Genomic DNA, 12,954 nt, shown 5'->3' with positions numbered 1-12,954 from the left:
TGAATTCGCTTGTTAGCTCATTCAAAATACTAGCTTGCGAAACGTTAATTTCGCGATTTATGACCTTTTGACAGGTCGCTCATTGTTCAGTTTTCAAGGAACAAATTTGTTACTCATTCGCCCATGTCTCAGCGGCGACTTGATTAATATATCACACGCTTTATAAACAATGCAAGGGTTTTTTATAAATAATTTTACACATGTGGATAACCCTTTGAATTAGCGGTATACGCGCATATTGAGCACATAACGGGATAGTTCTTTCGGGGAGGCGATTCGGGCGAACATGCGAAAAATGACTTTGTATCGTTTGGCAATCGCGGTCTTGATGTCTCCGTCAAGCCTGGAATCGTTCAAATCGAGCAGCATTTCGTCAAGTTCTTTGCGTAGTACGTAGTCGAGTTCTTTGCATTCTTTGTCGTTGAACAGTATTCCGAGCATAACCGTTTAGCGGCCCCCTTTGCGTATTCGGCCCATTCAAGAGCCAACGAGACGAACCGGCCGCAGCATTGTGGAACTCTCTTCGCTGCGTTCGCCTCATGGTCACAGGAAGGCGATAGCATTCCCGGGAACCAAAAGCGGCGTCTATCGCATGTCGCGATAAACGCCGCTTTATTGTTATGCACAGAAAATGGAAATTTTATTACTCGCCAAGCAGCCAAACCGTCACTGTGCTTTCAATAACCGCCGCTGCGCCCAACATGACGATCACCAATACGATGACCGGAAGCGTGCGCTGCAAGAAATGCTCGAACTGCTGCCCCCACCCGCTCCGGCGCGAAAGCAAAGCACCCGCTCCTTGAAACATCATTTTCCCGAAACAAAGTCCGTACGCGCATGCGATAACAATTGCCGCCAGCTCAATGATTCCATGGGGAAGCAACCCCTTCACGATCACCGTAAACAGCATATCACTTCCCTGTTCCGCGGTTCGATGAATTAAATACCCCAATATCATCCCGTTAATCGCCAGAAAGAAGATGGGAATGATCCCAAAAAAGGCCCCAAGGTACATGACCAAAATAGCTTTAATGACATTATTCAAAAAGATAAACAGCATTAAGAACAATGTTGGGTGGCTGCTTGCATCTATATTTTGCGCGATATTACTCAAACCGCTCATTTGGCTTTGCATGAAATTTTCCAGCGCCGGATTTACCGCTCCGACAACCATGCCGGCAATCAGAAAAATGGTGCTGAAGGCTAGATAGTGACGCATCGTCTTCAGATGCTGCAACACGGCTCTCGGCGTGAACATGTGGTTTCACCTCTTGGGCTAATTTTGGCGTGATGCGAATAAGTTGGTTGTACGAGCATAGATTGTACTAAAACAAGCCTTAACGAGAGGAGTGCCGATCCGCGTATGAATATGTTTTATGTCATGAACGGGAAGAAGCTGAAACGGTATTTTCTATTGACAGTGGGGGTTATATTCGCTGCTGGAATTATCTACGCCGAAAAAGACAACATTACCGTGTTTGCAGAGGATCAGCCGGCTGCCATCTACAGCGTGCCGACAGACAAGAAGGTCGTTGCCTTGACCTTCGACATTAGCTGGGGGGAGAAACGTACCGAGCCGATACTCGATGTTTTAAAACAAAAAGGCGTGAAAAACGTAACGTTCTTCCTCTCCTCGCCCTGGAGTCAAACTCATCCAGACATTGTAAAGAAGATTGTGGATGCCGGCTACGAGATCGGAAGCCATGGCCATAAGCATGGTAATTACAGCACCTACAGCGATGATGAAATTCGGACGCAAATCGAAACGTCGCAATCGATTTTGACGCAGGTGACAGGCAAAACGCCGACTTTAATCCGGTTGCCTAACGGGGATTTCGATAAACGCGTTCTCCGGATTGCGGAACAAATGAATTACAAGGTGATTCAATGGGATACCGATTCGCAGGATTGGATGAACATCGGCACGGATAAAATCGTCAATCGCGTCGTATCCAAAGCCCATCCCGGCGATATCATCCTTATGCATGCCAGCGACTCCGTCAAACAAACACATGAAGCGCTGCCGCTCATCATCGACCAGCTGCGTGCCAAAGGATACGAATTCGTCACGGTCTCGGAACTGATCGCTCAAACCGAGCTGCAAGGTAAAACGGTACAAGATAAAACCGCCATGTTCGAACAGCTAGATGCATCCGCAGAGCAATAATGGCGGCATAAGCACACTAGGCAACTGCCCTCCTCGAGGACAGTTCCTTGTGAAAGGTTCGACTTAAACAACCGGCTTCGCGTTGGATGACGCGGATTCGGTTGTTTGCTCTTTGCGCAGCAAACGATGCAGCCACAAAATTTGGTACGCGTTGCAGACGAACATCGGGATAACCATAAACGTCATTGCGGATACGTTGCTTTGAAGACTTTGCCACGCTTCCAGCAGCGTTACGACAATGCATAGAAACAGCGTCGGAATAAACGCGTTGTTGTTCGTTTGTTTGGCTTTTACGTAAGCAACTCCCCAGGATGCAAGCAGCAATAACAGCGGAAGCACCCAGAAAATCCAGTTGTTGTCCAATGTGCCGCGGTCCTGATAAAGGATATAGCCTACGCCGCCAAGCGCGAACAAGGACGTATACGCTTGAAGCGCATTCCACAAATATCCCTTGCGCAGCACGCTAAGCGCGATGTAATTAAGCGTCAGATACGAGAAAAAACCCATTTGGCTGAACGCGCCGAACAGCAGCCCGACAAGCGCCATCGTAAGCAAGTTAAATCCTGTCGCTTTCAGACCAAGTATTCCGAAGTCCGGATCAATCCATTGCATGCCCGTGCCGACAATCGCGGAAACCACTCCACCAACGGCCATTGTACTCCAAAATAAGAAAAACCATTTACGTAAGTTCACGTTCATATCTCCTAAATGTTATTGCGAAGCACTTTCATCAAATGCTCCGTGGATTGTGCAACCTATAGGGGGCCGTACGGTAGAAAAGCCGCAACATCATAGAACAATTTGGAATCGCCCCCGCAATCGCGCATGACTGCGAAGTCCTTTCCATTTTACCACGTACTTCATAAAAAGCTACGCCGAGTCCATGATAATCCGTTGAACATTGCGCATACTACATCCAGGACAATGCCGTAATTTTAGAAGGGAGAAAGGACATCATGATCAAACGTATCGTGTTGATGGGCACCGCCATAATTATATCCTCCATGCTTTCGAGCTGCGGGTCCGAACCGTCCAGTGCAGCAAGCGAGCCCATCAGTTATAAAGACATGAAGTCAATGGTAATAGACATCCTCAAAACGGAAGACGCGCAAAAGGCGCTCCAGGAATCGGCGATTTCCACGACCGGCAACACTGGAATGACCTCTAAGCTGCTAACCGTCCAGGATCAGGAGAATGTCAAGCTGGCCGTCAAGGAAACGCTCGTATCCCCGGAGTACAATAAAGTCATTGAAAAATTGATGACCGATGAACGGTTCGCCGGCGAGTTCGCACAGGCCGTCAATAAGCAGAACAAACAAATCCACAAGGATCTGCTTAAGGATCCCACATATCAAAAAGACATGATCTCGGCCATGAAGAGTCCTGAAATGGATAAAATGATCCTTGAAGTGCTGCAGAGTACGCAGTATCGCAAGCAGGTCATGACCATTATGCAGGAATCGATGCAAAGTCCGATCTTCCGGCTCGAAATTATCGACCTTTTAAAGAAAGCCGTTCAAGAAGAACTGAAGCCGAAGCCCGACGAGAAGGTCACGAAATCGAAAGAAGGCGGAGAAGGCGGAGAAGGCGGCGACAGTGGAGAAGGCGGCGATGGCGGCGATCAAAGCGACAGCGGTATGGGCGAACAAGGCGGCGGTTGATTGAATTCCGTTTAGTTCGGGCGTGGACAAGTTCCATGTGTACTAAAAAAGCCAACATCACTCATATTGAGCGATGTTGGCTTTTCGACTTTAATCCGGCTATTCGCGAGTGGTTAAGCTTCGCACTTCGCAATAACGCGGTCAGCAATGTCCAAGTAGATCTTCCCGGTATCGGTATCTTCCTTGTACACGGACGGAGCAAAATCGGCTTCCGCGACATGGTTATCCGGCGCGCCGAGCGGAATTTGGGCCATCAGTTCGGCATTCAACGATTCTGCCAGCCTTGCGCCTCCCCCGCGTCCGAAAACGTACTCGAGCTCTCCGCTCTTGCTGACGTAGTAGGACATGTTCTCCACGATGCCGATGATCTCATGCTCCGTCTTGATGGCCATCGCGCCGGCCCGAGCCGCTACGAAGGCCGCCGTTGCGTGCGGCGTCGTGACGATGATTTCTTTGCTCTGCGGAATGAGCTGGTGCACATCGAGGGCGACATCGCCCGTTCCCGGCGGCAAGTCCAGCAGCAAGTAATCCAATTCGCCCCATTCGATCTCGGCAAAGAAATTTCGCAGCATCTTGCCGAGCATCGGTCCCCGCCACACGATCGGCGCATTGTCTTCGACGAAGAAGCCCATCGACATCACGCGCACGCCGAATTTCTCGATGGGGATCACCCGCTCGTTCACAACTTGCGGGCGTTCTTCGATCCCCATCATATCCGGCACGCTGAAGCCGTAAATGTCCGCGTCGATGATACCGACGCGTTTGCCCCTGCGAGCCAAGGCGACCGCGAGATTCACGGTCACCGTGGACTTGCCGACGCCGCCCTTGCCGCTGGCGACGGCGATGAACTGCACCCCGCTGCCCTCGCTTAGCAGCGGGTGCGCCTCTAGCCCTGCCCCGTGACCACGTACGGGGCTTGGGCCCTTCGGCGGCGGCGCAGCATGCCCCGCGCCGCCGGCAGCGCCTGCGGCGGGCGCAGCGCCCTGCGCGCCCGCCGGGGCGGCCTCGCCGGCCCGAAACCGGCAGTGCACGGTTTCGGCGCCGGCGGCGGCAAGCGCTTCGCGCAGCGCAGCCTCAAGCGCGCGCTCCGCGCTCGCGGCTGCACCCATGACCGTTAACGAGACGTTACGGTCCTTCACGACAACATCGCGGAAGGTGATGGTTCCTTCCGCCTTATATGCGGCCGCCGCAGATTCAGCGGCCTTCAAAGCTTCCTCGCGGGTAATCATGAATGTTCTCTCCTCTTGTCCCTGTCGTACTGACTCTATCCATTATAACAATACGGCCTGAACGTTCCAAGCGGTGGTTAGCTTCCGGTTCGGGAGTCAGTCGATGCTCCTCCCGCCGTTCCGGTACCCCATTTCTCACCCGCCGTAAAGCGCAGGACGCCCTGATAGATGGACGCTGCCACTTTCTTCTGATAGTTCGAGTCGCCCAGACGCGTGGCTTCGCCCGGATTGGACAAGAAGCCCACCTCCACCAACGCGCTTGGCACCTCATCCATCGCTTTCAATAAATAAACGGTATTCACCGTATTGGCAAGCCGTTCCGTATTGCCAAGGTTGCGCCGGATCTCGTCTTGAATGAGCGAAGCGAGAATCGCGTTCTCCGGCAGGTTCGGATAGAAGAACGTTTGCGCGCCCGACCATTTCGGCGAAGGAATGCTGTTCATATGGATGCTGAGCAGCAAGGAGGCATGCTTTTCTTTGACGAACTGCGCCCGCTTGATTAAATCCTGCGTCTTGCGCTTGCTGATCTTGGACGTTCCTTCATCCGCGAGGTCGTAATCCCCTTCCCGCGTCATGACCACGATCGCGCCGGCTTGCTGCAAAAAATCGCGAAGCTGCAGCGCAATCGCTAAATTAAGGTCCTTCTCCACCAATCCTTGCTTGCTGACGGCGCCACCGTCTACGCCGCCATGTCCGGCATCGATGGCGATGACCTTGCCGGACAATGGCAGTGTCCAATACGTCCATGTCCGCGACGCTGGAACCTCCTGCGTTAACAGCAGCACTGTGAGCAGTACCGCGGCAACGCCCAACACGATCCGCACCGCACCCCGGTACGTAATCCACACGACAAACCGCTTCCGAACTCCGCGCATGCAAAAAGCCACCCCTATCTCCATACGATGATTCGTGCAGGAGTCTGTCCTGCGTTCATTATCATCCTATGGGACGAGGCGGCCACTTATGCGGACATCCTGTTATGAATTAGACCGGTTGGCTGGACATGCCTTCAATCAGAATCTTCGCTACTTCCGGACGCGAGAATTCGGGAGGCGGGCAAACGCCGTCGCGGAGCAAAGCACGAACCTTTGTACCGGAAAGCGTCAAATGATCAGCTTTGTCATGCGGGCAAGTCTTGCTGGAAGCCATGTTGCCGCATTTGGTGCAGAAGAAGCTGTGCTCAAAGTACAGTGGCGTAATGCCCAGCTCTTCGATAGCGAACGAACGAAGCAGGTCTTGCGCTTCATACGTACCGTAGTAGTCGCCTACGCCAGCATGGTCGCGACCGACGATGAAGTGCGTGCAGCCGTAGTTTTTACGTACCATCGCGTGGAAAATCGCTTCGCGCGGGCCTGCATAACGCATGGCCGCCGGGAATACGCCTAGGAACGTACGATCTGCGGGGTAGTAATTCTCCAGCAGCGCGATATAGCTCTTCATACGAACATTCGCAGGTACGTCGTCGGATTTGGTTTCGCCGACTAGCGGATTCAGGAAGAGTGCATCAACGATTTCCATAGCGCATTTCTGAATGTATTCATGTGCGCGGTGCACGGGATTACGGGTTTGGAAGCCAACGACCGTCTTCCAGCCCTTTTCTGCAAAGATCCGTCTCGTTTCGGAAGGATCAAAGTAGAACTCATTAAACTTCTCAGGTTCGGGACGATTCAGTACCGTAATAGATCCGCCTACGTATGTGGATGGACGGCTGAAAAGCTTAGCTACGCCAGGATGTTCCATGTCGTCGGTTTTAAATACATGGACCGCTTCATGTTTCTGATCAACGCTGTAAATACTTTCGACGTCGATTACAGCGTAGATAACGCCGTCTTCGCCGATAAGAGCAGCGCGTTGACCCGCAGCCAATTCAGACGCTTTCGCCTCTTCTACGGCAAGCGTAATCGGAATGCTCCATACCGTACCGTCAGCAAGACGCATGCGCTCGACAACGGAGCGGTAGTCCGCCTCGTTCAAAAAGCCGGTTAGTGGAGAAAATGCACCTACGCCGATCAAGTCCAAATCCGAAATCGTCCAGTTGTTAACGAGGATGGAAGACAGTTTTGCCGCTTCGGCAAGTAGTGCGTCACGTTCTGCTCCGGTCGCGACACGATTAATCAATACGCCGCCATGCGGCTTGATGCTGCTCATTGTATGCAAGTGCCTCCTAAAGTTTTTACGAATGCTTCTAGGGTAAGTCTTCTAAGAAAAACGCATTGCGTGCCTACGCTTATTTGTGCAATCCGCATTCCGTTTTCTCTTGACCGGACCAACGTCCCGCGCGAGGATCCTCACCAGGCATTACTTGCCGTGTGCAGTATTCGCAGCCGATGCTCGGATAATGGTTATCATGAAGCGGATTGTAGTACACATTGTTCTCGCGGATGTAATTCCATACATCTTCGGTAGTCCAATCCGCAATCGGGTTGAACTTAACCAATCCGAACTTTGTGTCATACTCGATCTTCTTCGCGTTGGCACGTGTAGGTGCTTGATCGCGGCGAATACCTGTAATCCACGCTTCGTATTTGGATAAGATTTGTGTTAGCGGTTGCACTTTACGGATATTGCAGCATTCGTTGGCATTGGTTTTCCAAAGTTGGTCGCCATGTTGAGCGGCTTGTTCCTCTGGCGTGATAGCCGGCTTAACTTCAACGAATTCCAAACCGTAAATTTCCACCATTTTATCGCGCGTTTCATAAGTTTCTTTAAAGTGAAAGTCCGTATCCAAGTAGAAGATATCGGTCTTCGGGCTAATTTTTTGAAGCATATCGACGATCACGACATCTTCCGCGCCAAAGCTACATGCGAATGTAATGTTAGGGAATGTTTCAACTGCAAATTTCAAGATCTCCTGCGGCGTTGCAGTTTCCAGTTCGACAGCCTTTTGCGTGATAAGCGCTTCTTTTTCAAAAAGGTTCATGGTTGAGTCCCTCCGTTTACGAAATCCAAGTAAATTAATCTACATTAAATTATACGTCCAATAGTCATAATGTTCAATGACTGAAATAAGTCAAAAACATAAAAAAATGCCCTCTCTGCTGAACAGAGAAGGCATTTGCTGTGTAAATTAACGTTTCGAGAATTGTGGCGCGCGACGAGCGGCTTTCAAGCCGTACTTCTTACGCTCTTTCATACGTGGGTCACGCGTCAGGAAGCCAGCGCGTTTCAAAGATGGACGGAATTCTGGGTCTGCTTTCAGCAGCGCACGGGAGATACCGTGACGGATTGCGCCAGCTTGGCCGGAAATACCGCCGCCGTGTGCAATTACCAGAACATCGTACTTGCTTGTCGTTTCAGTCAAAGCAAGCGGTTGTTTCACGATCAGCTTCAGTGTTTCAAGACCGAAGTATTCATTCAGATCACGTTTGTTAATAATGATTCGTCCTTCACCCGGCACGAGACGTACACGTGCTACAGAGTGTTTACGACGACCGGTTCCATAGTATTGAACTTGTGCCATGAAACTGTCCTCCCTCTATTTACCCGCGAAGTTCGTAAACTTCTGGATTTTGTGCTTGATGTGGATGTTCTGCGCCGGCATACACTTTCAATTTCATCTTCATTTTGTCGCCCAGACGGTTCTTCGGCAGCATGCCGTAGATCGCTTGCTCCAAAACTTGTTCTGGTTTGTTCTTGATCATGTCTTGTGCAGGAGTCACTTTCAGACCACCTGAGTACATGGAGTGACGGTAGTACATTTTGTTTTGAAGCTTTTTGCCCGTCAGATGAATTTTCTCTGCATTGATGACAACGACGAAATCGCCAGTATCAACGTGCGGAGTAAATTGCGGTTTATGTTTTCCGCGGATGATGCTTGCAGCTTCGCTCGCAAGACGGCCAAGCGTTTTGCCTTCTGCGTCAATGACGTACCATTTGCGTTCAACTTCATTTGGCTTAGCCATGTAGGTAATGCGCATGGATGATCCTCCTTCTTCATTAAAACAATCGATCTCATTTATAACATTTCGTACCGTAGTAACGGTTAGTTGCGTTCGTTAGCACTGCTGTAGGTGGCCATTCTTAGTCGGGGCTGTGGGAGAGCCACTAAGAAAGCACAAGTTATATTCTACTACATAGGCCTAGCATGTGCAAGCTATTTCTTATGTCGCCAAGAATTAAAAAGCTGGTAATATCCTTCTATTCCTCATACTCCACTTCCCATAGCATCAACCCATGAGCCATTGCCGTAGGACCTGCTGCCGACCGCTCCCTAGCCTCGAGGATCCGCTTGAAATCCGCTGCCGTCAGTTTGCCTTCGCCAACCCAAAGCAGCGTGCCTACTATGATCCTGACCATATTATACAGAAACCCATTGCCGGTAATAAAAAAATCCAGCTTGCCTTCGCTCTCCTCAATACGCGCATCCAAAATCGTACGCACATGCGTCGTCTTCGTAGATCGTGTCGAAGCAAAGGAAGTGAAGTCATGCGTTCCCAAGACATGGGTGATCGCTTCCTTCATCTCCTCAATTAGCAAAGGCATGGGATAGTGCAATCGATATTTGCGATCAAACACGTCGCCGAATTTGCTCGTATCGATTCCGTACCGGTAAGTTTTGCGTTTGGCACTGTAAGACGAATGAAATTGCGTTGGCATTTCATCGGCTTGCAGAACGACAATGTCATCCGGCAGCCTGGAATTCAGCGCCAGCGCCCATCGATCTACAGGGATGGGAGAGGAGGTGTAGAAATTAAAGTACTGCCGCCTGGCGTGGACGCCGGCATCCGTACGGCCTGATGCCGTGATGTCTGCCTTCTCGCCGGTCAGAACGCATATTGCGTTTTCCAGCACATCCTGAACGGTATTGCCGATCGGCTGTGTCTGAAAGCCGTGATACGTCGTTCCATCATAGCTGATCGCCATCCGAATATTCCGCACAGTCTGCCCCCTCCCCATAAGGATGACTCGGGCAACAAAAAAAGGTGGCCGCAAGGTCCACCCTTCGTTTGCTACGCGCGATCTACCAGTTCCAAGTAAACCATAGGCGCCGCGTCACCGCGACGAGGACCCAGCTTCAAAATACGCGTATAGCCGCCCGGACGCTCCGAATAACGGGTAGCGAGCTCGGAGAACAGTTTTTGAATTGCATCCTGCTCACCTGCTGCAATGGACTCGCGGCGAACAAAAGCTGCCACTTGACGACGTGCATGCAGATCGCCACGCTTCGCAAGCGTGATCAGCTTCTCAGCGATAGGACGAAGCTCTTTCGCTTTCGCCTCTGTCGTTTGAATGCGCTCATACAGGAACAAGTCTGTGACGAGATCGCGGAACAATGCTTTCCGGGAGCTAGCGTCACGGCTCAATTTAGAATATGCCATCGAAATTCCCCTCCTTAAAACAGTCTAACGACCTTAGTCTGTGCTGCGCTCTATTCTTCCATGCGAAGGCCAAGACCAAGTTCCTCGAGCTTCTCTTGAACTTCTTCCAAAGACTTGCGTCCGAGGTTACGGACTTTCATCATGTCTTCTTCCGTTTTCGTGATCAGCTCTTGAACGGTATTGATTCCTGCACGTTTCAGACAGTTATAAGAGCGTACCGAGAGGTCGAGCTCTTCGATCGTCATCTCGAGTACTTTCTCTTTCTTGTCTTCTTCTTTTTCAACCATGATCTCAGCATCTTTCGCTTCATCGGTCAGACCGACGAACAGATCCAGATGCTCAGTCAAAATTTTGGCGCCGAGGCTAACAGCCTCTTCCGGACGAATGCTTCCGTCGGTCCAAACTTCAAGTGTGAGTTTGTCGTAGTTCGTCACTTGACCAACACGAGTGTTCTCAACCGTGTAGTTAACACGGGTAATCGGTGTGTAGATCGAGTCGACGGGGATCACGCCGATTGGCTGATCTTCCCGTTTGTTGCGATCTGCTTGCACATAACCGCGTCCGCGGTTAGCAAATACCCGCATGTGGAGCCGTGCACCGGAGGCCAGCGTCGCGATATGAAGATCTGGGCTTAAAATCTCGACATCGCTGTCTGCGCGAATATCGCCAGCCGTAACGTTGCCATCACCTTCCGCATCAATCTCCAATACCTTCTCTTCGTCGGAATGGATTTTCAGCGAAAGGCCCTTGAGGTTCAGGATGATTTCAGTTACGTCTTCCATCACACCTGGAACCGTAGAGAACTCGTGAAGAACACCGTCGATTTGAACGGAAGTTACAGCTGCGCCAGGAAGCGAAGACAGCAGGATTCTCCGAAGAGAATTCCCCAATGTCGCACCATACCCGCGTTCAAGCGGTTCGACGACGAAACGTCCGTACGTGCCATCCTCGTTCAATTCTACGGATTCGATTTTCGGCTTTTCGATCTCAATCACTAATAGTACCCTCCCTCAAAACGTCGCTCCGTTACCATTATCGCGTTTGCAGTCAAACCCTGTAGTATGGCAAACCTTCACAACCATTATTCACAAGTTGCGTTCATTTGATACCACAAATATTGACTATACGCGACGACGTTTTGGCGGGCGGCATCCGTTGTGCGGAACCGGTGTTACGTCCTTAATGAGGTTAACTTCAAGGCCTGCTGCTTGCAGGGAGCGGATTGCCGCTTCACGGCCTGCGCCTGGACCTTTAACCATCACTTCAACAGTTTTCATGCCGTGTTCCATAGCCGCTTTCGCTGCGGATTCAGCAGCCATTTGAGCTGCGTAAGGCGTGCTTTTACGGGAACCTTTAAATCCGAGGTTACCGGAGCTTGCCCAAGAAATCGCATTGCCGTGCGGATCAGTAATCGTAACGATCGTATTGTTGAATGTCGAGCGGATGTGCGCTACGCCAGTATCAATATTTTTACGGTCACGACGTTTCGTACGAACCACTTTTTTTGGTTTAGCCATTTCGGTTATCCCCCTTTCTTATTTCTTCTTGTTCGCTACAGTCCGACGAGGACCTTTACGCGTACGAGCATTTGTTTTCGTCCGTTGACCACGAACCGGAAGACCACGACGGTGACGAACACCACGATAGCAGCCGATCTCGATCAGACGTTTGATGTTAAGGGAAATTTCGCGGCGAAGATCGCCTTCCACTTTAACCGTTTTGTCGATTGTTTCGCGCAGTTGGCTGACTTCGTCTTCCGTCAGATCACGAACACGGGTACTTTCGTTAATACCAGTTGTGCTCAAGATTTTATTAGCAGTCGTTCTGCCAATACCGAAGATGTACGTCAGAGCGATGACAACGCGCTTATCACGCGGTAAGTCTACACCAGAAATACGTGCCATGTATTGATATCCCTCCTTTATCCTTGTTTTTGTTTATGTTTTGGATTTTCGCAAATAACCATAACATTGCCTTTGCGGCGAATGACTTTACATTTTTCGCAAATCGGCTTGACCGAAGGTCTAACCTTCATTGTGATTACCTCCCGATTTCTTTCGTCGGCAGGCCGCCAGCGGCCTACTTCCGATAGGTAATGCGTCCTCTAGACAAATCATAAGGCGATAACTGAATGACCACTTTATCTCCCGTCAGAATACGGATGAAATGCATTCTGAGTTTTCCCGATACGTGGGCGAGAATCTGATGTCCGTTCTCCAGTTCCACCTTGAACATGGCGTTAGGTAGTGGTTCGATGACCGTACCTTCGACTTCAATGACGTCTTCTTTGGCCATAGTCATTCTCCTTTCCCTTGCACAGCCTTCTGAATGGCATAACGCAATTTGGCGTTTGTTACACGGCCGGTTTCCTGTACGCTGTCAATCACTTCGTGACTGACGACCGGCTGCATCAGCAGATGCAGTACGTTCTTCTTCTTCGATTGATCGAAGCGACGTTTGTCACCGTCGGCTACAAGTACGAAACGTTCGTCCAGAACCTGAACGATTACGGCATATGAGCCTTCGTCTTTTCCCCGCAGCACTTTTACGACACGGCCAATCTCCGGCTTATACTCCAA

Annotated in this window: 19 protein-coding genes; 2 read left to right on the top strand and 17 right to left on the bottom strand. The window is 50.6% G+C overall.

What is annotated here, in order from left to right; translation table 11 throughout:
* Positions 1 to 219 precede the first annotated feature (219 nt).
* Both AC0YNU_RS31855 and AC0YNU_RS31850 read right to left on the bottom strand, forming a co-directional pair.
* On the bottom strand, positions 220 to 441 hold the full coding sequence (locus AC0YNU_RS31855; RefSeq protein ID WP_161705148.1) for a hypothetical protein: 222 nt from the start codon (positions 439 to 441) through the stop codon (positions 220 to 222).
* 202 nt (positions 442 to 643) lie between these two features.
* On the bottom strand, positions 644 to 1,258 hold the full coding sequence (locus tag AC0YNU_RS31850) for a stage II sporulation protein M (protein ID WP_475763857.1): 615 nt from the start codon (positions 1,256 to 1,258) through the stop codon (positions 644 to 646).
* Between the two features lie 105 nt (positions 1,259 to 1,363).
* Between AC0YNU_RS31850 and pdaB the strand changes: the two genes are divergently transcribed.
* A complete protein-coding gene (pdaB, locus tag AC0YNU_RS31845; protein ID WP_475763855.1) occupies positions 1,364 to 2,167 on the top strand; it encodes a polysaccharide deacetylase family sporulation protein PdaB in 804 nt (267 codons plus the stop codon).
* A gap of 63 nt (positions 2,168 to 2,230) precedes the next feature.
* On the opposite strand, the gene AC0YNU_RS31840 is transcribed toward pdaB, so the two are convergent.
* The gene (locus AC0YNU_RS31840; RefSeq protein ID WP_475763853.1) at positions 2,231 to 2,860 is read right to left on the bottom strand and encodes a KinB-signaling pathway activation protein; all 630 of its coding nucleotides are present in this window, start codon (positions 2,858 to 2,860) and stop codon (positions 2,231 to 2,233) included.
* 263 nt (positions 2,861 to 3,123) lie between these two features.
* Here AC0YNU_RS31840 and gerD point away from each other — a divergent pair, with 263 nt between their 5' ends.
* Complete coding sequence (gerD, locus tag AC0YNU_RS31835; RefSeq protein ID WP_475763851.1) at positions 3,124 to 3,828, top strand: spore germination lipoprotein GerD; 705 nt, start codon at positions 3,124 to 3,126, stop codon at positions 3,826 to 3,828.
* A 113-nt stretch (positions 3,829 to 3,941) separates the two neighbouring features.
* On the opposite strand, the gene AC0YNU_RS31830 is transcribed toward gerD, so the two are convergent.
* The 14 genes from AC0YNU_RS31830 to AC0YNU_RS31765 form a co-directional block, all read right to left on the bottom strand.
* Entirely contained in the window at positions 3,942 to 5,057 is a 1,116-nt protein-coding gene (locus AC0YNU_RS31830; RefSeq protein WP_475763849.1) for a P-loop NTPase, read from the bottom strand.
* Positions 5,058 to 5,134: 77 nt separating this feature from the next.
* Positions 5,135 to 5,932 carry an N-acetylmuramoyl-L-alanine amidase CwlD gene (cwlD, locus tag AC0YNU_RS31825; RefSeq protein ID WP_475763847.1) on the bottom strand — a complete coding sequence of 266 codons (798 nt, stop codon included), beginning with the start codon at positions 5,930 to 5,932 and terminating at the stop codon, positions 5,135 to 5,137.
* A gap of 109 nt (positions 5,933 to 6,041) precedes the next feature.
* The gene (sat, locus tag AC0YNU_RS31820) at positions 6,042 to 7,205 is read right to left on the bottom strand and encodes a sulfate adenylyltransferase (protein ID WP_475763845.1); all 1,164 of its coding nucleotides are present in this window, start codon (positions 7,203 to 7,205) and stop codon (positions 6,042 to 6,044) included.
* A 79-nt stretch (positions 7,206 to 7,284) separates the two neighbouring features.
* Positions 7,285 to 7,977: a phosphoadenylyl-sulfate reductase gene (locus AC0YNU_RS31815; protein ID WP_475763843.1), complete on the bottom strand. Its 693-nt coding sequence runs from the start codon at positions 7,975 to 7,977 to the stop codon at positions 7,285 to 7,287.
* Between the two features lie 147 nt (positions 7,978 to 8,124).
* Positions 8,125 to 8,517: a 30S ribosomal protein S9 gene (gene rpsI, locus AC0YNU_RS31810; protein ID WP_161705131.1), complete on the bottom strand. Its 393-nt coding sequence runs from the start codon at positions 8,515 to 8,517 to the stop codon at positions 8,125 to 8,127.
* A 19-nt stretch (positions 8,518 to 8,536) separates the two neighbouring features.
* Positions 8,537 to 8,974: a 50S ribosomal protein L13 gene (gene rplM, locus AC0YNU_RS31805; RefSeq protein ID WP_475763841.1), complete on the bottom strand. Its 438-nt coding sequence runs from the start codon at positions 8,972 to 8,974 to the stop codon at positions 8,537 to 8,539.
* Positions 8,975 to 9,194: 220 nt separating this feature from the next.
* Positions 9,195 to 9,935, bottom strand: coding sequence for a tRNA pseudouridine(38-40) synthase TruA (gene truA, locus AC0YNU_RS31800; RefSeq protein ID WP_475763839.1), 741 nt, complete (start codon positions 9,933 to 9,935; stop codon positions 9,195 to 9,197).
* A 71-nt stretch (positions 9,936 to 10,006) separates the two neighbouring features.
* Positions 10,007 to 10,375, bottom strand: coding sequence for a 50S ribosomal protein L17 (rplQ, locus tag AC0YNU_RS31795; RefSeq protein WP_161705125.1), 369 nt, complete (start codon positions 10,373 to 10,375; stop codon positions 10,007 to 10,009).
* Between the two features lie 50 nt (positions 10,376 to 10,425).
* Complete coding sequence (locus AC0YNU_RS31790) at positions 10,426 to 11,370, bottom strand: DNA-directed RNA polymerase subunit alpha (RefSeq protein ID WP_161705123.1); 945 nt, start codon at positions 11,368 to 11,370, stop codon at positions 10,426 to 10,428.
* 126 nt (positions 11,371 to 11,496) lie between these two features.
* Positions 11,497 to 11,892, bottom strand: a complete 396-nt coding sequence (gene rpsK, locus AC0YNU_RS31785) for a 30S ribosomal protein S11 (protein ID WP_475763836.1) — start codon at positions 11,890 to 11,892, stop codon at positions 11,497 to 11,499.
* An 18-nt stretch (positions 11,893 to 11,910) separates the two neighbouring features.
* Positions 11,911 to 12,279: a 30S ribosomal protein S13 gene (gene rpsM, locus AC0YNU_RS31780; RefSeq protein WP_475763834.1), complete on the bottom strand. Its 369-nt coding sequence runs from the start codon at positions 12,277 to 12,279 to the stop codon at positions 11,911 to 11,913.
* Between the two features lie 17 nt (positions 12,280 to 12,296).
* Positions 12,297 to 12,410, bottom strand: coding sequence for a 50S ribosomal protein L36 (rpmJ, locus tag AC0YNU_RS31775; RefSeq protein ID WP_003333770.1), 114 nt, complete (start codon positions 12,408 to 12,410; stop codon positions 12,297 to 12,299).
* Between the two features lie 44 nt (positions 12,411 to 12,454).
* Positions 12,455 to 12,670 (bottom strand): translation initiation factor IF-1, encoded by a 216-nt coding sequence (gene infA / locus AC0YNU_RS31770; protein ID WP_015847200.1) that lies wholly within the window; start codon positions 12,668 to 12,670, stop codon positions 12,455 to 12,457.
* A 2-nt stretch (positions 12,671 to 12,672) separates the two neighbouring features.
* On the bottom strand, positions 12,673 to 12,954 hold the full coding sequence (locus AC0YNU_RS31765) for a KOW domain-containing RNA-binding protein (RefSeq protein WP_161705119.1): 282 nt from the start codon (positions 12,952 to 12,954) through the stop codon (positions 12,673 to 12,675).

This window comes from Paenibacillus sp. J31P316 (assembly GCF_056269105.1).
Note: the sequence above shows the minus strand (reverse complement) of the source record. Positions and strands in the feature narration are given on the sequence as shown.

Coding starts and splice junctions, on each gene's coding strand:
- AC0YNU_RS31855 (WP_161705148.1), bottom strand. CDS start 441: ATGCTCGGAATACTGTTCAACGACAAAGAATGCAAAGAACTCGACTAC.
- AC0YNU_RS31850 (WP_475763857.1), bottom strand. CDS start 1,258: ATGTTCACGCCGAGAGCCGTGTTGCAGCATCTGAAGACGATGCGTCAC.
- pdaB (WP_475763855.1), top strand. CDS start 1,364: ATGAATATGTTTTATGTCATGAACGGGAAGAAGCTGAAACGGTATTTT.
- gerD (WP_475763851.1), top strand. CDS start 3,124: ATGATCAAACGTATCGTGTTGATGGGCACCGCCATAATTATATCCTCC.
- AC0YNU_RS31830 (WP_475763849.1), bottom strand. CDS start 5,057: ATGATTACCCGCGAGGAAGCTTTGAAGGCCGCTGAATCTGCGGCGGCC.
- cwlD (WP_475763847.1), bottom strand. CDS start 5,932: ATGCGCGGAGTTCGGAAGCGGTTTGTCGTGTGGATTACGTACCGGGGT.
- sat (WP_475763845.1), bottom strand. CDS start 7,205: ATGAGCAGCATCAAGCCGCATGGCGGCGTATTGATTAATCGTGTCGCG.
- AC0YNU_RS31815 (WP_475763843.1), bottom strand. CDS start 7,977: ATGAACCTTTTTGAAAAAGAAGCGCTTATCACGCAAAAGGCTGTCGAA.
- rpsI (WP_161705131.1), bottom strand. CDS start 8,517: ATGGCACAAGTTCAATACTATGGAACCGGTCGTCGTAAACACTCTGTA.
- rplM (WP_475763841.1), bottom strand. CDS start 8,974: ATGCGCATTACCTACATGGCTAAGCCAAATGAAGTTGAACGCAAATGG.
- rplQ (WP_161705125.1), bottom strand. CDS start 10,375: ATGGCATATTCTAAATTGAGCCGTGACGCTAGCTCCCGGAAAGCATTG.
- rpsK (WP_475763836.1), bottom strand. CDS start 11,892: ATGGCTAAACCAAAAAAAGTGGTTCGTACGAAACGTCGTGACCGTAAA.
- rpsM (WP_475763834.1), bottom strand. CDS start 12,279: ATGGCACGTATTTCTGGTGTAGACTTACCGCGTGATAAGCGCGTTGTC.
- rpmJ (WP_003333770.1), bottom strand. CDS start 12,410: ATGAAGGTTAGACCTTCGGTCAAGCCGATTTGCGAAAAATGTAAAGTC.
- infA (WP_015847200.1), bottom strand. CDS start 12,670: ATGGCCAAAGAAGACGTCATTGAAGTCGAAGGTACGGTCATCGAACCA.